Here is a 22,436-nt window from a genome sequence, read left to right as displayed (position 1 = left end):
CAACCGATATCTCATCCGAAAGACAGCGCCATGACCCATATGATCGAGGACCCCGACTACTTCCTGCTGGACAACGATCTCTCCGATGCTGCCCGTGCCCTGCGCGACCGGGTCCGTGATTTCGGCCGCACCCATGTGGAGCCGATCATCAACGAGGCCTGGGAGAAGGCCCGGTTCCCTGAGGCAGTCCTGCCGGGCTTGGCCGAACTGGGCATCATCGGCACCTTCATCCCCGGCTACGGATGTCCCGGCCTGTCCCGCCAGGAGGCCGGACTGGTTGCCCGGGAGATGGGCCGTATTGACGGATCGGTCAATACATTCCTGGGTGTGCACTCCAACCTGTGCATGGGGTCGATCTACATGCTCGGCAACGAGGAACAGCGCCAACGGTGGCTGCCGGCTCTGGCCGCGATCGAGAAGACCGGCGCATTCGCCCTGACCGAGCCCACGCACGGATCTGACTCGGTGTCCCTGGAGACTTCGGCTCGGCGCGAGACAGGCGGCTGGGTGCTCAACGGCCACAAGCGTTGGATCGGCAACGGACACGCCGCAGACGTCATCGTGCTCTTCGCCCGGGACGAGGCCGACGGAGACGTCAAAGCCTTCGTGGTGGAGAAGCGGCAGGACGGCACCTACCCCGGCGGCTACTCCCCCACGGTGATCACCGGCAAGGTCGGGAAACGGGCCATCAACCAGGCCGACATCGTCATCGACAACCTGCGGCTTGGCGAGGAGAATCGGCTGGAACACTGCGAATCCTTCTCCGGGGTGAACCGTGTGCTGCGCGCCACACGCGGCGGCGCCTCCTGGGAAGCGGTGGGCCATGGTATGGCAGCTTTCGAGATCGCTGCCAAATACGCACTGTTCCGTGAACAGTTCGGCGGCCCCATCGGCAGCTACCAACTGGTGCAGGAGAAGCTTGCCACCATGCTCTCTGACCTGACAGCGATGCAGCTGATGTGCACTCGTATGGCTGAGCTGCAGGAGCGCGAAGAGCTGACCACCGCGATGGCCTCGTTGGTGAAGATGACCACCTCGCGCAAGGCCCTGGAGATGTGCAGAACAGCACGTGACATGCTTGCCGGCAACGGACTGCTGCTGGAGAACCACATCGCCCGCCACCTGACGGACATGGAAGTGGTCTCCACCTACGAAGGCACCGACTCCATGCAGGCACTGATTGTCGGCCGCGACATTACCGGCATGTCCGCATTCACCCGGACGAAACGGCCCTGACCAGAACCTCAGAGTAGGGAGTGCGGGACTTGAACCCGCGACCAAACGATTATGAGTCGTCTGCTCTAACCAACTGAGCTAACTCCCCCCGGCCGCCTCTGCATCGCATCGGCAGCCGCTCCATCCTATCTGAGGTCGGGAAAACCTGGGCTGCGACGCTGCGGGATTCGGCACAGCGCGGAGTTATTCCACCGGCCGGTCTCCTCTGCGCTGCTGAGAGCATCATGCCCGGGCTGCGCATCAGCCGAGCTCAACCCTCGCTGAAGCACGCGCCCGGGGGTGCTCATCAGCGGAAACCTCCAAGCCACGCAGCCCGTGACCGGCCGGCAGTGTTTGAGCCAGTTGAGTGATCACATAGTGGCAGACCACCTCTGTGGTGGAGATCTTCTCCAAAAAGTCCGGGTGCTCATCCAGGTTTTGGTACCGAAACCGGTCCAGCACCGTGGAGAGCAGTTCGGAGGCCAGTCCGATGTCGATCACCACACCATGTTCATCGAGCCCTACGCGCTCAAAGGTGGCGGTGATGGCCAGGGTGGCACCGTGGAGCTGCTGTGCCGGGCCGAAGAACTCCCCGGGAAGCGAGTGCGCAATCATCACGTGATCGTCAACACTGACCCGGAAGATGGGCGTCTGCTGGAACATCATGGCTCTCCTTGGGTATCGGTGGGGCGATAGGTCACCACATGCAGCAACTCATCACGGGTCCAGTCTGCCCCATGCGCGAAAGCATCCAGCACCCCCGGAAGCTCCTCCAGAGGCGAGGACCCGGTCACCAGAGCGTCGAACCTGGCATCCAGCATGCTCAGCGCACAGGCAAGGCGCTGCTTCCGGGTGCGGCGCAGCCGTTTGGGCCCGGCCACCTCGCCGACCTGAGAGGCCAGCACCTTGAGCCTGCGGGCATGGAAATCCGCACCGAGCGGAACAGAGGGCGCATTGCTGCCGTACCAGGACATCTCAATCAGTGCGCCGTCGTCGCCGGTGATCTCCAGTGCCCGCGAAAGTCCCGATTCGGTCGCGGAGGTGTGGAACACCGCATCGTTGTCCCCTGCAGCCTGCCCAGGAGCCACCGCCTCAAGACCGAGCTCAGCGGCATAGGCTCGGCGGGCGGCATCGAGTTCGACCACCTGCAACCTGCTGGGGCTCAGACCGGAGAGCAGCAGCGCGGTGCTCAGTCCGACCAGCCCGGCACCGACCACTGCCACCCGGTCGCCGAGGGTGGCCTGGGCCTCCCAGACCGCGTTGAGCCCGACCTCGGCGATCCCGGTCAGCAGTGCACGCTGGCTCGGCATGTCCTCGGGCAGCCGATGGCAGGCAGAGACGGGGACGACGAGGTGGCTGCGGTGCCCACCCAGGGTGAAGACGCGCCGTCCGACCAGCTCCGGCGGCCCCTGGCGCACCACTGCGACATTGAGGTATCCGTGGGAGACCGGATAGGGCAGGCTGCCGAGCTGGTGCGGGGCGGCCATCAGCGGTGCCACCGCCGCCGGAACCTCTCCCCGGTAGACTAGAGACTCCGTGCCGGGGGAGATGCCGGAGATCTCAGTCTCCAGCAGCACCTCGCCGGGCCCGGGTTCGGGCACTGCCCTCCGGCGCACCCGGGCGGAGAAGGCAGCGTCGATCCAAAGCTCGCGCGCGATGGGGTTCGGTGACGTCATCACAGTTCATCGTCCCATGTCAGGCCATAAGAATTCTACGAATGCGAGACTTATGGCTATGAGGCTCTTCATCGACTGCCGGTATGTCCGCACGCGTGTGCACGACGGCATCTCCCGCTACACCGCCTCACTGACGCAGACCGCGGCCGAGCGAACAGAGGTCACCATGCTGATCCACGATCCTGATCAGTTGGCTCTGCTGCCGGATCTTCCCCATCTGCGCATCAGCTCACCCACCTCGGCGCGCGAACCCTTCGTCGCCCGGCAGATCAACCCCCACCGCCCCGATGTGGTGTTCTCACCCATGCAGACCATGGGCAGCTTAGGGCGGCGCTACCGGCTGATCCTGACCCTGCACGACCTCATCTACTACCAACACCGCACACCCCCTGGGAACCTTCCCGGCCCAGTCCGGCTGGGCTGGCGGCTCTACCACGTCAGCTATGCCCCGCAGCGGTTGACGCTGAACCGAGCCGATGCGGTGGCCACTGTCTCAGAGACCACAGCGCAGCTGATCGCCCAGCACCGGCTGACGGCTCGCCCGGTGCACCTGATCCCCAATGCTCCCCCACCGGTGCAGACCCCGCGGGATCCGGATCAGCGCCCGGAGAGAGACCTGGTCTACATGGGGTCCTTCATGGGGTACAAGAACGTTCCTGCACTCATTGCCGGCCTGAACCGGCTTCCCTGCTACCGGCTGCACCTGTGTTCTCCCGTCAGCCCTGCGCAGCGGGCACAGCTGAGCGCGCTGGCAGAACGGCCCGGCCAACTGGTCTTCCACGACGGAATCGCTGAGGCCGACTACCACCAGCTGCTGCGGCGGGCCACAGCCCTGGTCACCCGGTCCCGGGCCGAGGGGTTCTGCCTGCCGGTGGTGGAGGCGCTCAGCCACGGTACACCGGTGATCACCTCCAACCTGCCGATCTTCACCGAGGTGACCGGGAACGCCAGAAACCACTACGGAGCGCAGGTAGTGAGGGACGACGACGCGGCCTTCGCTGCCGCCGTACACGCTCTGGAGGACCCCCGCACCTTTGCTGCGGCCAGCCGTGCGGCCAGAGAGCGCAGCCAGGACTATTCCTGGGCGGCGTCCGCCGACCGGCTCATCGCACTAGCCACGCAGCTGGCACAGCCGGCCGCGCCCTAGTACTCGAACTGGTAGGTGTCGACCCAATCAGAGCCGTAGTAGAGCGCCTCATACGCTGCCATGGTCTTGCCGATGGCGTGCTGGCCGGCCTTCTCGCGGCTCAGCGCGCCCATTGCCGCCCTCTGCTGCGGCGTCTTGCGGAAGACTCGGTTGAGCTGCTGCGCCAGCTGGTCGCTGTTGAACGGCTCGAACAGATAGCCGTTCTCCCCCTCGGCCACCAGGTGCGGCAAGGCCAGTGCATCAGCCAGCACCACCGGATTGGCCGCGCTCATCGCCTCCAGCGAGACCAATGACTGCAGCTCCGCGGTGCCGGGTTGGCAGAAGACATCTGCTGCGATGTAGGCCTCACGCAGAGGGGCCTCGTCCAGGAAGCCTCGGAAGACCACCCGCTCCTGGATGCCGAGCGCGGCAGCCTGCTCGCGCAGCGCGTCGCGCTGTTCACCGTCACCGACGATCTCCGCAGTGATCTCTAGAGACGGGTCAGTCTTGGCCACTGCCTCCAGCAGCACATCCACGTTCTTCTCCACCGCGAGCCGTCCCACGAACAGCACCGTCGGCCTGTCCCGCTTCGGGATCCTCTCGCCGGGCCGGAGACTGTAGTAGTCCACATCGATCCCGTTGGACAGCGGCAGCACATGGTCGAACCCGCCTTTGACCCGCATCGTCTCGGCCGCCAGCGGGGTGGGGGTGGTCACCACGGCTGCTTTGCCCATGAGCCGTCTCATGTCTTTCCAGGAGTTCTTGGCCACAATCCGTTTGAACCACTGGGGGAACGGCAGGAAAGGGTCCAAGTTCTCGGGCATGAAGTGGTTGGTCGCCACGGTGCGCACCCGGGCAGCCTCGGCGGCGAGAATCGCTGCCTTGCCGATCATGTAGTGGCACTGCACGTGGACCACATCGGGCTGGATTGTCTGCACCAGCCGGTGCATGGCAGGCTCCACCAGCCAAGGCAGGCACAGACGGTAGTACTCGTGAGTGGGCGCTTTGAAGGACCGGAACCGGTGGACTGTCGCCTCGTCGCGCTGCTCCACCGTATCCGGCCCGGGGCCGGTCCTGGCCGCGGCAATATGCACCTGATGGCCGCGGGCGGCCATATGCTTGGCCAGCCGGTGGCCGAACACAGCAGCGCCGTTGATATCAGGAGGGTAGGTATCAGCGGCGATGAGTATCCTCAGGGGTGGACGGTCACTCACTGACGCTGCGTCCTCCCTGCCGCTCCGCGCTGTCCTGCGGCTGCTCAGGGGCCGCCGACGCTGCGGGTGCCCGGCCTTCTTGGTCCGGGTACAGCAACGGATCGCGCGGAGACACACGCACCCCAAGCTTCGCCCAGCTGCTGCGGCGCCAGGTATTGATGCCGGCTGTGCGCAACCGGCGGAACTTGGCATGGGCCTGGATGAAGTAGTCGATGGAGGCGATGACATGCATGACTGCCCCGGCAACCAGCAGGGAGTCGGCGACCAGCGGGAAGAGCCCGCCGAGCCATCCGGAGAACTCCGGCAGCTCAGCCAGCAGCAGCATCGGCAGGCTGATCATCAGGCAGGCGGTGCGCACCTTCCCCATTCCGGAGACGGGAAGATGCGGGCTTCCGGCGAACAGCAGGGCAGAGTTCGCAAAAAGCACCAAATCCGGAATGAGGATCGCCCAGATCAGCCATTCCGGGGCAATCTCGAAGTAGACCAGGGTCAGGGTCACAATCACCATAGCCAGCCGGTCGGCCAACGGGTCGAGCCAACGGCCTACAGTGGACATCTGGTCGAAGAACCGGGCGATGAACCCGTCGATCCAGTCGGTGGCGGCCAGTGCGACCAGCACCCAGAACGCCGTCATGTACTCGACCTGACTCACGAAGTGCACAAACACCGGAACCAGCAGGAACCGCAGAACCGTGATGACGTTCGGCACAGTCCAGAACGTCTCTCTGACGGTGTACTCGAAACCCTCGCGGGTCCCGGCACCAATGATTCTCACGGGGCTAAGTCTATTTCCTGATCAGCTCACGCAGGAATGCCCCGGCAGCGGCAGCCGATCCGGCGGCCACGGTGAGCGGCTTCCACCGCTGAGCCAAGAACTCCTTGGCGCCGGATGCCTGCTCCTCAGCTGCACCGTGGGAAGGCGACGGCGCCGCCTGTGCTATCGGGGAGCTGGCCAGCTCATCGTCCGCCGGCTTCTTCTTCGGAAACCGGGTCCGGATCTGGTCCTGCAGCCCGGCAATATGATCACGGCGCAGTGCGGTGCGGCGCAGCAGCTCTGAGTAGCTGGGCTGTTTCGGATCACCGGCCCCGGGAGTCTTGGCGTCACGCTTCTTCTGCTCAGCCCGCTCGCGCTTGGCCCGCTCTTTGGCTTGACGGCGCTCCTCGTCTGCCCGGTCCAAGGACTTGGGATCGAAGCTGGTGCCTTCCCGGGCTGCACCGAGATCGAGGCGGAAGCCGCGGATAGCGTCCTCCGGTGCCAGGGGCATGGCCCGCTTCAGCTTCACCAAACCGATCAGTGCGAACAGCAGCGCGATCAGCAAGAACGCCCCAGCCACAATGAGCGCAGCCGCCCAGAGGCGAAATCCAGCAGCGTAGAAGCCGGCGATGGCCGCCACGATCAGGGCCACCACCAGGAAGGTGACGAATACCAGACCGACCACCATCAGCGCCGCCGCGATACCGGCGGCCACACCCTTGGCCTTCAGCTGAGCCACAGCCAAGGTGATCTCATCGTTGATCTGCTTGGGCCCCAGGCGTGCCAGAACTTTCACCATCTCGATCAGCGAAGGCTTCGAGGCCGGGCTCTTGGTGTGCTGCGCCAAGACAGCGCCTCCATCCATAGTTGATAAGCGGATAATCACTTCCAAACTACCACCTGGGCCCCGTGCGGGCGGCTGATCCTACAGTCGGGGCGGGGAGTAGAATCATCCATGATGTCCGGTGACTATGATTTTGACGAGCTTTACGCGAACACGTACACCGATCAGGACCGGTTGGCCTTCGAGAATCAGCCGCTGTCGGAGAAGAAGTTTCTTCTCGCCTGGGCCCTTGCCCTGTTCCTGGGACCCATCGGTGCCCAGCGCTACTACTTGGGTTACTTCCCCACCGCGGTGCTGAAGACATCAATGTTCATCGCAGGTGCGGTGCTGTTGGTTCTCGAGATGTCCATGATCGGGCTGTCTATGCTCGGTGTCGTCGGCGCGTGGACCGTCATCGATCTGTTCCTGCTGATCTCGGGCACCATGCGTGACCGTGCCGACCACCGGCTTCAGGGCCACACCCGCTTCGGCGGCATCTGTTCTGCTGTCACCGTGCTGGTGCTGGTCGGCTGGATGATCGTTGCGCTGATCATCGGCACCAGCGCCGGGGTCTCCGGCTGAAGCCTCAGCCCGCCGCCGGGACTGGCCATCACTACTCTGGATCGATTTTGCCGATGGGCGTCCGCTTCTCGGCCTGGAACGCATCTTCTGCCCGGCCGTATGCCCAGTAGGCAGAGAGCGACATGCCGCGGCGCTCAAGGCCCCGCTCGTTCACCAGCAGCCGCCGAATGAGCTTCATCTGCTCACGCTCCCCGTGGATAAAGACCTGCACATCACCTGCGGGCAGCTCGATGCTCTGCAGGTGCTCAGCGAGCCGGGCGTTCTCCGGGGTAAAGTCCCCGCCGCGGTGCAGCCAGCGCACCTCTACATCCTCCGGCGCCGAAAGCGGGATGTGCTCGTGCGCATTGGCGACATCCAACACCACGAGGCCACGCGCCCCAGCGTCCAGGCTCTCCACAGCTGCCGCGATGGCCGGCAGAGCAGTCTCATCCCCGGCCATCAGATGAAAGTCAGCGTCTGCCCGCGGTGCGTACCCGGAGCCGGGACCGAAGAAACTGATCGTATCCCCTGGCTGCGCCTGGGCTGCCCAGGGACCGGCGACCCCGTGGTCCCCGTGGATGACGAAGTCCACCCAGATCTGCTTCTGCTCACGATCGATGCGCCGGATGGTGTACGTGCGGGTCACCGGCAGCTGTTCCGGAGACAGCTCCTGCCGGAGAGCCTCCAGATCATAGGGGCGGGTGAGCCCCAGCGCCGGGTCCGCGAAGAGCAGCTTGATGTACTGGTCGGTATCAGTCTTGAACTCGATCTGATCGAACTGCTCACCACCGAGCACCACCCGGATCAGATGGGGGGTCAGCTGCTCAGTGCCCACCACCTCCAGGAGGCGCTGCACCCTGGGCTTGCGGGGGCGAGCTGGCTGGGCGGTGGGCGGTGCGGCGGGGGCGGACTGAGTTGACATAGCCACCAGCCTACAAGATAGGTGACCCTAAGCACTTCGCAGTTTCACTACGCAAGACGAATGTAACTAAAAGCGCAGGGCACGACGACGCCCGAACCGCCCGGACAGGACGCACCGCCCGCCAGAGCCACCATCCACAGCAAGACGCGCAAAAACTTTAGTGACGTTGACTCAAGTTTGGGAATATGACTGTCCGCAACGGTGTTCTTCTTCAATGACAGCGCCGCCGTGGTGCTGTCCACCGTTGTAGGTGATGAGTTGCTTTCGACGAAAGGAGCTGATCGCTCATGATCAACTCACCGATTACCCGCCTCGATCCCTTCGCCCTGGTCGAGGACTTCTTCCGCCAAGCCCGTCCGGCACAGGTCAACTCCGAACAGCGCAGCTCCGGGTTCCTCCCCGCAGTGGACGCTCGCCGGGAGAACGAAGACCTGGTCGCGGCGGTGGATCTTCCCGGAGTGGATCCCGTCAATGACGTCTCTGTTGAGCTGTCCAACGGGGGCAGGACCCTGACCATCTCCGGCGAGCGAAAAGTCCGCAATGAGGCTGAAGGGTTTCGGGAGGTCCGCTACGGCAGCTTCTCCCGCACCCTCCATCTGCCTGAGGCTGTGCAGCAGGACAGCATCTCCGCCGACTATGACGCCGGGGTGCTGACGGTGCGCGTGGCCGGAGTCTACGCCGCGGAGCAGCCGCAGAAGATCCGGATCACCTCTGGCTCCTCAGCCACCCAGGTGAGCACCTCCGAGGCTGACAGCCAGAAGGAGATCGACGCCTGACTCGCTCAGGCATTCGTAGGGGCCGCCATCTGGCGGCCCCTTTTTCTCTGGGCTCAGAAGACGATGGTGGTGTTGCCGTGGCGGAGCACCCGGTCCTCACAGTGCCATTTGACCGCCCGGGAGAGCACCGCACGCTCCACATCCGCCCCGAAGCGAGTGAGCTGGGCGACGTCGTCGGCGTGGGAGACGCGGATGACGTCCTGCTCGATGATCGGCCCTTCATCCAGATCCTCGGTGACGTAGTGCGCAGTCGCACCGATCAGCTTGACCCCACGGTCCTTGGCCTTCTGATATGGACCCGCGCCGATGAACGCCGGGAGGAAGCTGTGGTGGATGTTGATGATCGGCACCCCGACGCGCTCCAGGAACTGCGGGGACAGGATCTGCATGTACCGGGCCAGCACAATGAGGTCGACAGAGTCGGCCAACAGGTCAAGATGCTGTTTCTCGGCGGCAGACTTTTTGCTGCGGTCCACCGGGATGTGGTGGAAGTCTATGCCGAAGCGGCGGACATCCTCCTCCAGATCCGCATGGTTGGAGATCACCAGCGGAATCTGCATGGGAAGATCGCCCCGCCGGTGACGCCATAAGAGGTCGAGCAGACAATGATCAGTCCTGGAGGCGAAGATCGCCACCCGTTTGGGCTGGGCGGCCTCGGAGAGGCGGAACTCCATGGAGAACCGCTGGGCGAGGTGGGACTGGATCCTCTGCTCAACCTCTTGGCGCCGCTGGTGCAGCCCGGGCAGGTGGAACACCGTGCGCTGGAAGAACTGACCGCCCTCCACCCCGGTGGAGTACTGGTCCAGGGAGATGATGTTGCCGTCAAGCTCCGCGATGAGCTCGGAGACGGCAGCGACGATCCCGTGCTGGTCCGGGCAGGAGATGATCAGACGGGCGATATCGGGACGCTGCTCAGTGTTCATGGGGCTCCGAGTCGGCAGTGCGGTCAAAAAAACACCCCCACCCGTGTGGGTGAGGGCGGATTCGCTCCCCCGGCTGGACTCGAACCAGCAACCACTCGATTAACAGTCGAGTGCTCTGCCATTGAGCTACGGAGGAATGGACCTAGAAATCTTAGCAGGAGGTCCGTGCCGATGAGAAATCGCCGGCTCCGAGCCGCGCCACTCATAAGATGGTCGAGTGACTGAACTGAGCCGCATCACGGTCTTCACCGGAGGAACATCCGGTCACGATCTTGCCTATCAGCAGGATGCCCGCACCCTGGGCGCAGAGCTGGGGTGGGCTGGCATCGGACTCGTCTACGGCGGCGGCAAAGTCGGGCTCATGGGGCAGGTCTCCGACTCCGCCCTGGAGGCCGGCGGGCAGGTGGTGGGGTGACCCTGGAGATCCTGGTGGAGCGTGAGGTTGCCCAGCTGCGGGCCTGGCAGCCGTCGGCCCGGGACCTCTGATCAGCTGTTCACGCGCCGACGGGACGGATGGTGAGCTCCTCAATCACCGAGCCCGCCTCATTGTCGACAGCCAGCCGGGCGGTCTTGGCCACCGCCTCCGGTGAAATGTACCGGGCGCCGTCGTACTCGGTGTTCCCGTAGGAGGCCTGCAGGGCCACCTGCATCTCGGTATCCACACGGCCGGGATGCAGCGAGGTCACCCGCACCTTTCCGCGTTCCTCCTCGCGCAGGGCATCGGAGAAGGCTCGCAGGGCGAACTTGGTCCCGGAGTACAGGGCGCTGCCTGCGCCGGACCGGTAGCCGGAGCCAGAGTTGATGGTGATCACCTGACCGCCGGCTGCACGCAGCGCCGGCAGGGTGAGCCGGGTCAGCTCGGCCACGGCGAAGACATTGACCTCGAACATCTGCCGCCACTGATCCAGCGGGGCCTCGCCCACCGGACGCATCCAGGCCAGGCCCGCGGAGTGGACCAACACATCCAACCGCTCCAGCCCAATCGCTCCCCAGGCCCGGGCCACAGCATCGGCGTCGCTCAGGTCCGCGAGAAAAGGCTCTGCGCTGCGCAGCGAACTGACCACCCCGTGGACCCGGTCCGGGTCAGTGCCGCCGACCAGCACGTGATGGTCAGTGCCGAGTTCCGCAGCGATCGCCTTGCCGATCCCGCGCGAGCCACCTGTGATCAATGCAACCTTCTCAGCCATGGATCCACCATACAGCCGGGGACCGGCAGGACTAAGCTGGGAGACATGTCTTCTGCTTCCCACTCCCCCGTTGAGCGGGTGGTCCTCAGCTCCGGGCTCATGGTGCGCGAACTCAGCAACTACGGCGAACTCAAGCAGGCATGCCAGCTCTACCGCGGTGTCTTCGGATATGCAGGCGAGGACGAATCGCTCAACCCGAGGATGCTCAGCTCCCTGCTGAAGCACTCCGGCTCGGTGGTCGGCGCGGTGGACCCTTCCGGTACGGTGCTGGCCTTCGCCTACGGCTGGACTGCAGCGGAGGTCGGCGAGGAGGCACATATCTACCATTTCTCGCAGGCCGCGGTGGTCTCCTCCGTCCTTCAGGGCCAGGGCGTGGGCCGGTCCCTGAAGCGTGTGCAGGCTGCCATGGCCTCCCGCTCCGGCGCGGAGCGGATGCGCTGGACCTATGATCCGCTGCTGGCCCGCAATGCCCACTTCAACCTAGATGTGCTCGGAGCCAACGGCCGGTGGTACACCCCAGACGCCCAGGGCCTGCCCGGCACCGACCGGATCACCGTTGAATGGACTTTCGGCGGTGCCGCGGACTCCCAGGCCCCGGCGCCCGAAGGCGACGGCGCCGCCCAGGCACCCGCTGCCTTCCCGCCCCCGTCACTGACAGTCGGTGAGCTCCGGCAGGACGACGACGGCGCACACCTGGGGCTGCCTGCCGCGAAGCCGGTGGATCCGGACCTCGCTGCCGGTCTGCGCAACCAGATCAGCGGGCTGTTCGATCAGGGATACGCTGCCATCTCCTGCCTGCGCACCGACCCGCACACTGCCGTGTACACCTTTACGAAGGACTGAACAGAAAGAAGACCTGACTCTCTATGCGCATCACTGACGCCACTCTCCACGATGTGGAGCTTCCCCTGGTCCACTCCTTTGAGACGTCCAGCCACCGGAAGTCCTCACTGCGGCATCTGCTGGTGGAGCTGACTGACGCCAGCGGCGCCACCGGCTGGGGTGAGATCGCCACTCCTGCCGGACCGTTCTATGCAGCAGAGACCACTTCCATCGCCTGGCACACTGCCGCCGAGTACCTCATCCCTGCGGTGCTGGGCGCGGAATGGGAGCACCCCGACCAGCTCTCCGAGCTCTTCGGCAAAGTTCGGGGGCACTGGTTCGCCAAAGCAGGGGTGGAGATGGCGGCCTGGACGCTCTTTGCCGAGACCGCAGGACAGTCCCTGGCCCAAGCACTGGGCGGTACCCGCAGCACGGTGGTGGCAGGGGTCTCCCTGGGCATCGAGCCGAGCATCGATGACCTGCTGGCACAGGTGGCCATGCATGTGGAGTCCGGATATCCGCGGGTGAAGCTGAAGATCGCCCCGGCAGGTCCGGGTGGGCGAAGCTGGGATCTTGAGCCGGTCAGGGCTGTTCGCTCGGCCTACCCGGATCTCGATGTGCATGTGGATGCCAACGGCGCCTATCCGGGAACCCCAGAAGCCTTTGATGCCCTGCGCGCCCTGGACCCCTATGGGCTGACCATGATCGAACAGCCCTTTGCTCCGAGGAACCTCCTGGACTCTGCCACGCTGCACGCGCAGCTGGAGACTCCGGTCTGTCTGGACGAGTCCGTCGAGACCCTGGACGATCTGCGCACCGCGATCGAGCTGAAGGCCGGTGGCGTGCTGAACATTAAAGTGTCCCGCATGGGCGGACTCAGCGCGGCACGGGCTGCCCATGACCTTGCCCAGGCTGCAGGATGGCCGGTGTGGTGCGGAGGGATGCACGAATTCGGCATCGGCCGGCTGGCCAATGTGGCGATCTCCTCACTGCCGGGCTTCACCCTGCCCAGTGACGTCTCTGCCAGTGAGAAGTACTACGCCGCAGACATCATCGATCCCGCGGTGACTGCCGAGGCCGGCGTCGTCGCTGTTCCGGGCGCACCTGGTCTGGGGGCACAGGTGCGCACCGAGCTTATCGCCGAACACGCCACCCAGATCAAGCAGTTCACCGCATAAGGTGGCCCTCACCTGGTGGCGGAGGCTGTGGGAATATCCATGTCCAGGCTTTCGCCGGCGTCTGTGTTGGCCTTGTGGCCCCGGGCACGCAGCACAGCCTGGATGACCACACCCACGGCGACTACGGCCAGTCCGATGCCGGAGATCACGACGTCGGGGTAGATCAGCATTATGCCTCCGACCACCAGCAGGATACGGTCAGTCACTGTGCCTCGGGCGATCAGATAGCCGGCCAAGCCGGATGCCACACAGATCATGCCCAGGATAACCGTCAGCAGCGGAATGAGCGTTTCAGCGAAAGTGCCCTGCAGCAGCAGAGCTGGCTCCAGAATGAAGGCATAAGGGATGAGGAAGCCTGCAATGGCGATCCGGGTGGCGGTGACCCCGGCCCGCATCGGATTGGCTCCCGCAATGCCGGCACCAGCAAAAGCGGCCAGACACACTGGGGGGGTGACATCGGCCAGGATGCCGAAGAAGAACACGAACATATGCGCAGCAATATGCGGCACGTCGAAGTGGTTGATCAGGATCGGTGCGGCCACGGTGGCGGTGACCACGTAGTTGGCGGTGGTCGGCAGGCCCATACCCAAGATGATGCAGGCGACCATCACCATCACCAGCACCAACATGAAGTTCCCACCGGCCAGGTCCACCAGTCCGCGACCCAGCTGGCCACCCAGTCCGGTGGAGGTGACAGTTCCGGCCACCAGGCCGGCGGAGGCGCAGGCGGCGATCACCGGCAGGGCGGTGCGAGCGCCGGCGATGAGCATCTGCATCACCACATAGACCAGGGCCAGGGCCATCTTGCCGGTCTCGGCCACCGGACTCTTGCCCTGTGTGGTGGCCTCGCTGATGACCGGGAGCAGGTGCTCCACAAGGGCACGCAGCAGGCTGATGCCTAAGGCGGTGCCGATCCCGAACAAGGCTGCGCGCATGGGGCTCGCCCCACCGAGCAGGGTGCCGATGATGACCACCAGCGGCAAAAGCATGTCGATGCGGGTGACGATGGACTTCCAGCTGGGCAGCAGCTCCGGGGCGATGCCTTTGAGCTCATTGCGCTTGGCCTCGAAGTGCACCGACAGGAATGCACCGGTGAAGTACAGGAGGGCAGGGATGATCGCTATGACGATCAGATCGTTGTATTCGATCCCTTCGACATTCTGCGCCATGATGAACGCCGCAGCACCCATGATCGGTGGCACTAACTGTCCACCGGTGGAGGCGGTAGCCTCAGTAGCTGCGGCCACGTGAGGCTTGAACCCGGCCCGTTTCATAATCGGGATGGTGAAGGAGCCCGAAGCCACGGTGTTGGCCACTGATGACCCGGAGACCATGCCCTGCAGGCCTGAGGCGGCCACCGCGGCCTTGGCGGGCCCGCCGCTGAACCGTCCAGCAGCACGGAAGGCGAGGTCGTTGAAGAACTGGCCGATGTTAGTCCGCAGCAGCACCACGGCGAAGAACAAAAAGAGGAAGATGAATTCGGAGGAGACCCGGATGGGGGTGCCGAAGATGCCCTGTCCGGCCGACAGGAACATATTGGTGGCGAACTCGCTCCAGTCCTGACCGCGGTGGCCCCAGTCACCGGGCATCCGATCACCGGTGGCGAACAGTGCGTAGAGAATGGCCACCCCGGCCACTACCACAATCGGGATGCCCACGCAGCGCCGGGTGGCCTCCAGCACCAGTACCACGCCGAGGCTGGCGATCAGGATGTCAATGTCACTGTAGCCGAGGATGGCCACCTGGTTGGAGACCAGATACTCGTAGCGGAAGAAGATGTAGAGGCTGCAGGTGGTAGCGGCTGCAGCCAGCAGCACGTCGTACCATGGGATGCCTCGGTGCCTGCCGATGAGCAGGTTGACCCACATGTTCCCGTTCGGGTCGGGACGCAAAAGCCGCTTGGAGGCCGGGTAGAGCAGGAAGATCAGCGCCAGGGCGCCGGCCACGTGCAGGGACCCGTGCATCCATGCGTTGTAGGGACGGAAGAACGCCGCATAGAGATGATAGAGGGTGAAGGCGATCGAGATGGCTCCCACGAGCCAGCCCCACCAACCCAGCTCCGTGCGAAACCGGCTGGAGATGTCATGCTCACGGAGGACCTCCTCAGCCTTCTCCTCAGCCCCAGCCCCGGGGACGGCGTCTTCTGGAAATGCCGACGCCCGGGACTGGTCGGCTGGGGAGGTGCGGCTCACGGCCGGTCGATGCCCTGCTCTTCGAAGTAGCGCTCAGCACCGGGGTGCAGCGGCAGATCACCGATGCCGTAGAGGGCTTCCTCGACATCGATGTTCTCGCCCACATCCAAAGTGATCTGCTCGGCGTTGTCGAACAGAGCCGCAGTGATGTCGTATGCCAGATCCTCGCTCACCTGAGTGGTGGAGGCAGCCAGCACGGCGAACACCGAGAGAGTGGTGACGTCCTCATCCAGGAAGTCGTAGCTGTCGGCGGAGATGCTGTAGGGGTCGTAGAGAGCGTCCCCGGCGATCTCCTCGGCGTCGGCCTCGTCCAGCGTCAGCAGGGTCACATCAGTGGTGGCGGCCAGCTGGGTCAGTGCAGCCACCGGTGGCCCGGCCACGAACATAGAAGCATCGATCTGGCCGTCGGCGAGCATCTCGGTGGAGGCGCCGAAGTCGGTCACCTCAGGGGTGAAGTCAGTCTCGTAGTACTCGAGGATCGCATCGGAGATGATGCGGGTTCCGGACCCCACGTCTCCCACTGCGATGGTGGCGCCATCCAGGTCATCGATGGATTCGATGCCGGAGTCCTCCCGGACCACAATGTGCATGGCCTCGGGATAGAGGTTGGCGATCCATCCCACGTTGTCGATCTCGATGCCGTCCAGATCCTCCAGCTCACCGGTGAAGGCCTCGGCGGCGGTATCGTTCTGGGTCAGGCCCAGCTGCGACTGTTCGTTGTAGATCCGGCCCAGGTTCTCACCGGAGCCTCCGGACTCCACGTAGTTGACCGAGGCATCAGTCTCGGACGAGAAGATCTCGGCCAACTCACCGCCTAGCGGGTAGTAGGTGCCACCGGTGCCACCGGTGGTGAACTCCAGGTCGGTGATGAAGTCATCTTCGCTGCCGACTTCGACGTCGAGATCCTCGTCCTCGTCCCCGTTGGCATCCCCATTGTCGTCTCCGCCACATGCGGCAAGTGCGGTCATAGCGGCCACAGCAGTCATCGCTGCGGCAGTTCGGCGAATCGTCATTGTTGTTCCTCCTGATCGAGTGATCCTTCAGGTGCGACTGGCTCGGTTCGCCCCTCAACACAAGCCGTTGACAAGAATATCCCCCAGCCACCCCTGTCGGGTTTACCCTAAACTAGAGCACGGCAGTTCGGCCACCCCATCAGTGCACTGAAACGAAAACGTAACCTTGGCCCTGGCATCCGATCATCGCCGGGCCGTGATGGGCTCACGGCACATCGGTCAGACGCTCGACCAGGAGTACCCTCTGCTGAGCTCCGGTTCACCGGAGGCGCAGCCTGGAGGTCGGGGGACCCTCAAACGGCACTGGATGCCCCTCACCTGTGCGAGCCTGAGTTTTTTCTCCTGCATGTCATCCCACTGTCATACGTAGGATGGGATCATGACTTCTACCGCTCGTATCGCTTCAGGCCACGGACTCGCCACCATCGCCGCAGACGGCACAGTTCTTGACACCTGGTTCCCCTCCCCCGCGCTCTCCCCGCTGCGGGAGGATGAAGAACTGACGTCCCAGCTCACCGCAGCTGAGGGCGAGGACGCTGAACGGGGGGTCACACTGCAAGCTGTCTCCGTGGAGACCGATCTGGACGCAGAGGCCGCCGGGACCTCTGATGTGTGGCTGCGTCTGCACCTGCTATCGCACCGGCTTGCCGAACCCAACAGCATCAACCTGGACGGCATCTTCGGACATCTGGCCAATGTGGTCTGGACCAACTTCGGCCCCTGCCCGCTGGACGGCTTCGAGCAGACCAGGCTGCGCCTGCGCACCCGGGGGCAGGTCACTGTGCAAGCCATCGACAAGTTCCCCCGCCTGGTGGACTATGTGACTCCCCAAGGGGTGCGGATCGCTGATGCAGACAGAGTCCGCCTGGGTGCTCATCTGGCGGAGGGCACCACCGTCATGCACGAGGGCTTCGTCAACTTCAACGCAGGAACGCTGGGTGCCTCAATGGTCGAGGGAAGGATCTCTGCCGGCGTCGTCGTCGGTGATGGGACCGATATCGGCGGCAGCGCCTCCATCATGGGCACTCTCTCAGGAGGCGGCAAGGAACGGATCTCGCTGGGTGAGCGTGTTCTGCTGGGTGCCAACTCCGGGGTGGGCATCTCCCTGGGTGATGACTGCGTGGTCGAAGCCGGCCTCTACGTCACCGCCGGGACCAAGGTCACGGTGCTCAATGAGGACGGCAGCGTTCGCGGCACAGCCAAGGGCTCAGAGCTCTCCGGGTCAGCAGGGCTGCTGTTCCTGCGCGACTCAGTGACCGGCCGGGTGCAGGCACGCCCCCGTAACCTTGACCCGAGCACAGGTCAGAAAGTCGAGCTCAACACCATTCTGCACGTCAACTGAGGCTGACCATGACCCCCTTCCGCACAAGCCGGAATACGGTGACCACCCGGCCTGTGGCCCGGCGCAAGAGGCGACGCCGGGCGTTGGTCGCCCTCGGTGTGACCACAGCGCTGGTGGCAGGAGCCTCCTACGGCACCTGGCAGTACATCGAGGAGAACGAGTTTCTTCTCGACGAACGCTGCGAGGTGGCCGTCGGCGAGGACGTTCACGAGCTGCCCCCGAACCGGGCGCATCACGCCGCGGTGCTCGCGGCCTCATCGGTGGACCGCGGCCTTCCTCCAGAGGCTGCCGTGCACGCCCTGGCCATCTCGCTGCAGGAGACTGAGCTGGCCCTCCGCGAGGCCGGCGAGGCCCCCGGGGAGCACGTGCTCTTCGCCCGGGGAGCCCCCGACTGGAGCTCCGGCTCCGAGGTGCAGCAGGTGGCGGTGACCGTCGACGGATTCTTCGACGTCTTGGAGGACTCCTGGAACGCAGGCCATGAGGAAGAGGATGATGAGGACAGCGGTGAGGACTCCGAGTCGGAGGAGGAGACTTTCTGGAATCCGGACATGCCGCTGGATGAGACGGCCGAGATCCTGCAGCGCCCGCACAACCCACAGTTCTACCCCCGCCACAGCTCTATGGCTCAGGCTTTCGCATGGCCGCTGACCGGGCAGACCGGAGGGCCGGACATGACGTGCTACATCTCTCAGCTGGAGGTTCCCGGGCCGGATCCCAGCGGCGTAGCCGATGAGCTGGCCAGTGTGCTGCCCCGCGCCCTTGACATCCCGTTCACCGCACCCGAGGAGGACGGGGAGAACGGAGACGATGAGGACGGCGAGGAATTCGTCCCCGAACCCATTCTTGAAGGGATCATCGAGGTCACCGAGGCGGACGGAGAGCCTCTGGTCTACGTGGCGCTGCCAGAGTCCGACGGCGCCTCCGACTACCAGTGGATGCTCGCCCACTGGGCTATTACCGCCGCCCGGGACTATGGCATTCAGTCCGTGACCTCGGCCCCCTACCGGTGGGACCGTGACTCCGCGCGCTGGAACCGCCTTGATGAAGAGGCTGGGGCAGCGACCCCCAGCGGCACTGTCCTGATCGGCTTCACCCGCGAGAGCTGAGCGGGGCATCACACCAGCGCCACCCTCCCCTTTCCCTCCCATCGACTGGCCGCGTGGGACGCTAATTCGCGCCGAAAAGAGATGAATTAGCGTCCCACGCGGCCAGTCAACGAGGTGCGTCCTAGAAGCCGCGCAACCTTCTCCACAAGCTCACCGTTGAGCATCACGACGCGCCGGGTTCTCCACAGATATCTCTCCAGCACTCCTGCTCCCAGCTGAATCGTGAGATCACAGATACATGGCACAGTATCGCTTCCAACGACGACGCCCGCGCGACTACCCACTGCCGATCCGCGGTATGCAGCACAAGGAACTCAGCGATACGCTCATGCAGCGAGAGATCCGGCATGCCAGGCGCGCCGGAGAACTCCTTTCAGCAGCTCGTGGCCTCTACGCTCCGCGACGGGATACCACTGCGGAGCAGCACCTGACCACTTTGGAGGCGCTGTGCCGTGGGACACCTCACCTCGTCAGCCATCACACGGCTGCCTCACTCTGGGGAATCATCCAGGAGGAACTGGCACCGCCGTTTCACGTGACCACACCAGCCGCTGGCTCACGCATCAAGCGTCCCGGTCTGGTCACAGCGCACCGAAGCCACGTCTCGGAAGCCGACCAGCTGGTGGTCAAGGGCTTGCCGATCACCAGCCCTGCGAGAACCTGGGTGGATGTTGCCCTTTCCTGCACTGTGCTTGAAGCCTTGATCTACGCCGACCACTGCCGACGGCTCGGACGGCCGGAGTACGGTGAAGACCCTCAGCCTCTGGTATCCGGCCGAGAACTCGAAGCGGCGCTTCATCGGCGCGGGAGCGCTCGGGGCATCGTCGGCGCGCGTCTGGCCTTGGAGCTCAGCCGGGAGGGCGTCGACTCACCGCAGGAGACCAGACTGCGCTTCTACATGGGTAAGGCCGGATTCCCCCGGGCCGAGGTCAATGCATGGATCCGCGATGAACAGGGCAAGCGGGTTGTACAACCCGATCTGAGCATCCCGCAATACCGGATCGCCATCCAATACGAGGGCTGGGAGTACCACAGCGATCCGGAGCAGATGGTCAAGGATATCCGCCGTCAGGAGCGCACTGAGGCGCTGGGTTGGACCGAGGTACGAATCACCCGGGAGCATATGCGCAATGGCGGGACCGGAGCCATCGCCAAGATCAGGCGCGCCCTGCTGCACCAAGGTTGGAGCCCATAAGCGGAACTCCAGCTCAGTGCGGGGCGGCCGCGAATCCAGGAACCCCGGGCATACCGATCAACCGGTGAAACGTCAGGGCTGCGTCGGCTCAACGATGAAAGTGACCACATCAACCACGGCGTCATCGGACATCTCCGGGTAATGCCCACGGAGCCCCGCCTTGAGCGACTCCAAGCGGTGCCGGGAGTCAGATGTGCCTGCTCCACGGTGAGGCTATTCAGGGGGTATGGAGTCACCGAAGTGACTGTTCCGCGCAGTGGCCCGTGGGCGTCGTCGTCCTCGAAATAGAAAATGGCCGGACCGACGGCCACCAGTTCGTCGTAGCGGATGGTGACGGTCTTCGCGTCTGAAGCCACGGCATCGTAGTAACGCTTGTTAAACCGAAGTATGCGCTGCGCCTGGGCGTCCGGGAAGAAGTACGTATCAGGCAGCAGCTTGCGGATGGGCCGCATCTGTGGTCCGTTCTCTGTGGGCACTGCGACCAGAACGTCCGGGTGCAGGTCCAGCAGCGCCTGGCGGCAGCGCCCGCAGGGCGGGATGAGTCCGCGGCCCTCATCCCCGGCAGCGGCAATGGCCACCAGTGGTCCAGCGCCTGCAGTAGCAGCCACGCCTAACGTCACGAGCTCTGCGCAGGGGCCGCCGGTGAAATGGTAGACGTTCACCGCCGTGTGCAGCCGTCCTTGAGTGTCCAGCGCGGCCGCGGCCACCGTGTGATTGGGGTCGGCGCCAAGGGCACGGGCCAGTTCCTCGGCGGCCTCGATGACCCGCTGCTCGATTCCGTTCGGCATCATTCGGGCCACCTCCTTCGCCGAGTGGCCGGTTCTGTCGCTAATTCGGCCTTCAAAGGCATGAATTAGCGACAGAAACGGCCACTCGATTGTTGTGGAGGGCGAGGACGGACCTTCATCGTGCGGCCGGGACTACCGCAGGCAGGACGACGGCGGCTCGGCGGCTCAAGAACCGGGCTCGCGGCTCAGGCGGGGTAGTCGCGCTGGGGGTAGCCGGTGTAGATCTGCCGGGGGCGGCCGATCTTGGTGGTGCGATCCCCCATCATCTCCCGCCACTGGGCGATCCAGCCGGGCAGCCGCCCTAGGGCGAAGAGCACGGTGAACATCTTCTCCGGGAAGCCCATGGCCTTGTAGATCAGTCCGGTGTAGAAGTCCACATTCGGGTAGAGCTTGCGCTCGATGAAGTAATCATCCTCCAGAGCCTTCTGCTCGAGGCGCTGGGCGATGTCGAAGAGCTCGTCGTCGCCGCCGAGCTTGGCCAGCAGGTCATCGGCAATGCCCTTGACCACACGCGCCCGCGGATCGTAGTTCTTGTAGACACGGTGCCCGAAGCCCATCAGTCGGACCCCGTCCTCCTTGTTCTTGACCTTCTCCATGAAGGCCTCGGGGCTGACATCGCCGGCCTGGATCTGCCGCAGCATCTTCAGCACCGCCTCGTTCGCCCCGCCGTGGGCCGGGCCGTAGAGGGCGTTGACCCCTGCGGAGATGGAGGCGAACAGGTTGGCCTGGGCCGAGCCGACCAGCCGGACGGTGGAGGTGGAGCAGTTCTGCTCATGATCAGCATGCAGGATCAGCAGGACATCTAGCGCCTTGGCCACATCCGGGTCCACCTCATAGGGCTCAGCGGGCACCCCGAAGCAGCCGCGCAGGAAGTTCTCGCCCAGACTCAGGCTGTTGTCCGGGTACAGCATGGGCTGCCCCACCGATTTCTTGTACGCATAGGCGGCGATGGTCGGCAGCTTGGCCAGCAGCCGGTAGGTTGAGCGCTCCACATGCTCAGGGTCGAAGGGGTCCAGCGAGTCCGGGTAGTAGGTCGACAGTGCCGACACCGCCGAGGAGAGCACCGGCATGGGGTGGGCATCCCTGGGGAACCCTGAGAAGAAGTTCTTCAGCTCCTCGTGCAGCAGAGTGTGCCGCCGAGTGATGTGGTCGAACTCTTCCAGCTGCGCCGGGGTGGGCAGCTCACCGTAGATCAGCAGATAGGACACCTCGAGAAAGTTCGACTTCTCCGCCAGCTGCTCGATGGGGTAGCCGCGGTAGCGCAGGATCCCCTCATCACCGTCGATGTAGGTGATCGCCGATTTCGTATTGGCGGTATTCATGAACCCGGGGTCGTAGGTCACCGCGCCGGTGCTCTTCAGCAGCGGAGCGATGCTCAACCCGTCGTTTCCCTCGACGGCGGACTCCACTGGTAGCTCAAGTTCCTGACCCTGGTACTCCAGGCTCGCTGGGGTTTGCTCGCTCACATGGTCTCCTTATGCATTAAGCACGCGTAGGTGTCATCATCAGATAACCTACCGTGTTGCTGGTCACCGGCGGAAATATGTTTCTGTGCTGGTTCCGGCGGCGGGGAAACCCCGCTCGCCTCTCGGCCGCGTGACCGCGGCCATCACACCTGAAGCG

General features: G+C 64.4%; 22 protein-coding genes and 2 tRNA genes. 10 read left to right on the top strand and 14 right to left on the bottom strand.

Features of this window, described 5'->3' with window-relative positions:
• Window positions 1-30 precede the first annotated feature (30 nt).
• The gene (locus tag DVO78_RS14285; protein ID WP_120005737.1) at window positions 31-1,236 is read left to right on the top strand and encodes an acyl-CoA dehydrogenase family protein; all 1,206 of its coding nucleotides are present in this window, start codon (window positions 31-33) and stop codon (window positions 1,234-1,236) included.
• A 14-nt stretch (window positions 1,237-1,250) separates the two neighbouring features.
• On the opposite strand, the gene DVO78_RS14280 is transcribed toward DVO78_RS14285, so the two are convergent.
• The 3 genes from DVO78_RS14280 to DVO78_RS14270 all read right to left on the bottom strand — a co-directional run bounded on the left by DVO78_RS14280 (window position 1,251) and on the right by DVO78_RS14270 (window position 2,891).
• Window positions 1,251-1,324, bottom strand: a tRNA-Ile gene (locus DVO78_RS14280).
• Between the two features lie 152 nt (window positions 1,325-1,476).
• The gene (locus DVO78_RS14275; protein WP_238385323.1) at window positions 1,477-1,881 is read right to left on the bottom strand and encodes a 6-pyruvoyl trahydropterin synthase family protein; all 405 of its coding nucleotides are present in this window, start codon (window positions 1,879-1,881) and stop codon (window positions 1,477-1,479) included.
• Entirely contained in the window at window positions 1,878-2,891 is a 1,014-nt protein-coding gene (locus DVO78_RS14270; RefSeq protein WP_120005735.1) for a zinc-dependent alcohol dehydrogenase, read from the bottom strand. Before DVO78_RS14270 ends, DVO78_RS14275 begins: the two co-directional genes overlap by 4 nt.
• A gap of 58 nt (window positions 2,892-2,949) precedes the next feature.
• Between DVO78_RS14270 and DVO78_RS14265 the strand changes: the two genes are divergently transcribed.
• Window positions 2,950-4,038 (top strand): glycosyltransferase, encoded by a 1,089-nt coding sequence (locus DVO78_RS14265; RefSeq protein WP_120005733.1) that lies wholly within the window; start codon window positions 2,950-2,952, stop codon window positions 4,036-4,038.
• Here DVO78_RS14265 and DVO78_RS14260 read toward each other — a convergent pair.
• Genes DVO78_RS14260 through DVO78_RS14250 form a run of 3 tightly spaced genes read right to left on the bottom strand, consistent with a single transcriptional unit; the run spans window position 4,035 to window position 6,832 of the window.
• A complete protein-coding gene (locus DVO78_RS14260; protein ID WP_202912207.1) occupies window positions 4,035-5,231 on the bottom strand; it encodes a glycosyltransferase in 1,197 nt (398 codons plus the stop codon). The genes DVO78_RS14265 and DVO78_RS14260 overlap by 4 nt on opposite strands.
• Window positions 5,224-6,006, bottom strand: coding sequence for a CDP-alcohol phosphatidyltransferase family protein (locus DVO78_RS14255; RefSeq protein WP_120005842.1), 783 nt, complete (start codon window positions 6,004-6,006; stop codon window positions 5,224-5,226). The genes DVO78_RS14260 and DVO78_RS14255 overlap by 8 nt, the downstream gene beginning before the upstream one ends.
• A 10-nt stretch (window positions 6,007-6,016) precedes the next feature.
• On the bottom strand, window positions 6,017-6,832 hold the full coding sequence (locus DVO78_RS14250) for a phage holin family protein (RefSeq protein WP_157984060.1): 816 nt from the start codon (window positions 6,830-6,832) through the stop codon (window positions 6,017-6,019).
• Between the two features lie 108 nt (window positions 6,833-6,940).
• On the opposite strand from DVO78_RS14250, the gene DVO78_RS14245 reads away from it, so the two are divergent.
• Window positions 6,941-7,390, top strand: a complete 450-nt coding sequence (locus DVO78_RS14245) for a hypothetical protein (RefSeq protein WP_120005727.1) — start codon at window positions 6,941-6,943, stop codon at window positions 7,388-7,390.
• A 31-nt stretch (window positions 7,391-7,421) separates the two neighbouring features.
• On the opposite strand, the gene DVO78_RS14240 is transcribed toward DVO78_RS14245, so the two are convergent.
• A complete protein-coding gene (locus tag DVO78_RS14240) occupies window positions 7,422-8,291 on the bottom strand; it encodes a siderophore-interacting protein (RefSeq protein ID WP_120005725.1) in 870 nt (289 codons plus the stop codon).
• 47 nt (window positions 8,292-8,338) lie between these two features.
• The gene (locus tag DVO78_RS17620) at window positions 8,339-8,533 is read right to left on the bottom strand and encodes a hypothetical protein (RefSeq protein WP_157984059.1); all 195 of its coding nucleotides are present in this window, start codon (window positions 8,531-8,533) and stop codon (window positions 8,339-8,341) included.
• A gap of 45 nt (window positions 8,534-8,578) precedes the next feature.
• Between DVO78_RS17620 and DVO78_RS14235 the strand changes: the two genes are divergently transcribed.
• Window positions 8,579-9,067 (top strand): Hsp20/alpha crystallin family protein, encoded by a 489-nt coding sequence (locus DVO78_RS14235; protein WP_120005723.1) that lies wholly within the window; start codon window positions 8,579-8,581, stop codon window positions 9,065-9,067.
• Between the two features lie 53 nt (window positions 9,068-9,120).
• Here DVO78_RS14235 and purU read toward each other — a convergent pair whose 3' ends face one another.
• Together purU and DVO78_RS14225 are read right to left on the bottom strand one after the other, a co-directional pair.
• Window positions 9,121-9,990, bottom strand: coding sequence for a formyltetrahydrofolate deformylase (purU, locus tag DVO78_RS14230; RefSeq protein ID WP_120005721.1), 870 nt, complete (start codon window positions 9,988-9,990; stop codon window positions 9,121-9,123).
• A 64-nt stretch (window positions 9,991-10,054) separates the two neighbouring features.
• Window positions 10,055-10,126: transfer RNA gene (locus DVO78_RS14225), tRNA-Asn, on the bottom strand.
• 81 nt (window positions 10,127-10,207) lie between these two features.
• On the opposite strand from DVO78_RS14225, the gene DVO78_RS14220 reads away from it, so the two are divergent.
• Window positions 10,208-10,405 carry an LOG family protein gene (locus tag DVO78_RS14220; RefSeq protein ID WP_120005719.1) on the top strand — a complete coding sequence of 66 codons (198 nt, stop codon included), beginning with the start codon at window positions 10,208-10,210 and terminating at the stop codon, window positions 10,403-10,405.
• A gap of 79 nt (window positions 10,406-10,484) precedes the next feature.
• On the opposite strand, the gene DVO78_RS14215 is transcribed toward DVO78_RS14220, so the two are convergent.
• Entirely contained in the window at window positions 10,485-11,177 is a 693-nt protein-coding gene (locus DVO78_RS14215) for an SDR family oxidoreductase (RefSeq protein WP_120005717.1), read from the bottom strand.
• 45 nt (window positions 11,178-11,222) lie between these two features.
• Between DVO78_RS14215 and DVO78_RS14210 the strand changes: the two genes are divergently transcribed.
• Complete coding sequence (locus tag DVO78_RS14210) at window positions 11,223-12,020, top strand: GNAT family N-acetyltransferase (protein ID WP_157984058.1); 798 nt, start codon at window positions 11,223-11,225, stop codon at window positions 12,018-12,020.
• A 23-nt stretch (window positions 12,021-12,043) separates the two neighbouring features.
• Window positions 12,044-13,177, top strand: coding sequence for an o-succinylbenzoate synthase (gene menC / locus DVO78_RS14205; protein WP_120005713.1), 1,134 nt, complete (start codon window positions 12,044-12,046; stop codon window positions 13,175-13,177).
• Between the two features lie 8 nt (window positions 13,178-13,185).
• On the opposite strand, the gene DVO78_RS14200 is transcribed toward menC, so the two are convergent.
• Together DVO78_RS14200 and DVO78_RS14195 are read right to left on the bottom strand one after the other, a co-directional pair.
• Window positions 13,186-15,369, bottom strand: a complete 2,184-nt coding sequence (locus tag DVO78_RS14200; RefSeq protein WP_120005712.1) for a TRAP transporter permease — start codon at window positions 15,367-15,369, stop codon at window positions 13,186-13,188.
• Window positions 15,366-16,382, bottom strand: coding sequence for a TAXI family TRAP transporter solute-binding subunit (locus tag DVO78_RS14195; protein ID WP_120005710.1), 1,017 nt, complete (start codon window positions 16,380-16,382; stop codon window positions 15,366-15,368). Before DVO78_RS14195 ends, DVO78_RS14200 begins: the two co-directional genes overlap by 4 nt.
• Window positions 16,383-16,761: 379 nt before the next feature.
• Here DVO78_RS14195 and dapD point away from each other — a divergent pair, with 379 nt between their 5' ends.
• The 3 genes from dapD to DVO78_RS18250 all read left to right on the top strand — a co-directional run bounded on the left by dapD (window position 16,762) and on the right by DVO78_RS18250 (window position 20,025).
• Window positions 16,762-17,724: a 2,3,4,5-tetrahydropyridine-2,6-dicarboxylate N-succinyltransferase gene (dapD, locus tag DVO78_RS14190; RefSeq protein ID WP_120005708.1), complete on the top strand. Its 963-nt coding sequence runs from the start codon at window positions 16,762-16,764 to the stop codon at window positions 17,722-17,724.
• Between the two features lie 38 nt (window positions 17,725-17,762).
• On the top strand, window positions 17,763-18,830 hold the full coding sequence (locus DVO78_RS14185) for a hypothetical protein (RefSeq protein WP_157984057.1): 1,068 nt from the start codon (window positions 17,763-17,765) through the stop codon (window positions 18,828-18,830).
• A 238-nt stretch (window positions 18,831-19,068) separates the two neighbouring features.
• Entirely contained in the window at window positions 19,069-20,025 is a 957-nt protein-coding gene (locus DVO78_RS18250) for a hypothetical protein (RefSeq protein WP_338016584.1), read from the top strand.
• A 973-nt stretch (window positions 20,026-20,998) separates the two neighbouring features.
• Here the strand turns inward: DVO78_RS18250 and DVO78_RS14165 are convergent.
• Window positions 20,999-22,279, bottom strand: a complete 1,281-nt coding sequence (locus DVO78_RS14165) for a citrate synthase (RefSeq protein WP_120005698.1) — start codon at window positions 22,277-22,279, stop codon at window positions 20,999-21,001.
• Window positions 22,280-22,436: the final 157 nt, after the last annotated feature.

The organism is Nesterenkonia muleiensis (assembly GCF_003600155.1).
Classification (GTDB): Bacteria; Actinomycetota; Actinomycetes; order Actinomycetales; family Micrococcaceae; genus Nesterenkonia; species Nesterenkonia muleiensis.
Note: the sequence above shows the minus strand (reverse complement) of the source record. Positions and strands in the feature narration are given on the sequence as shown.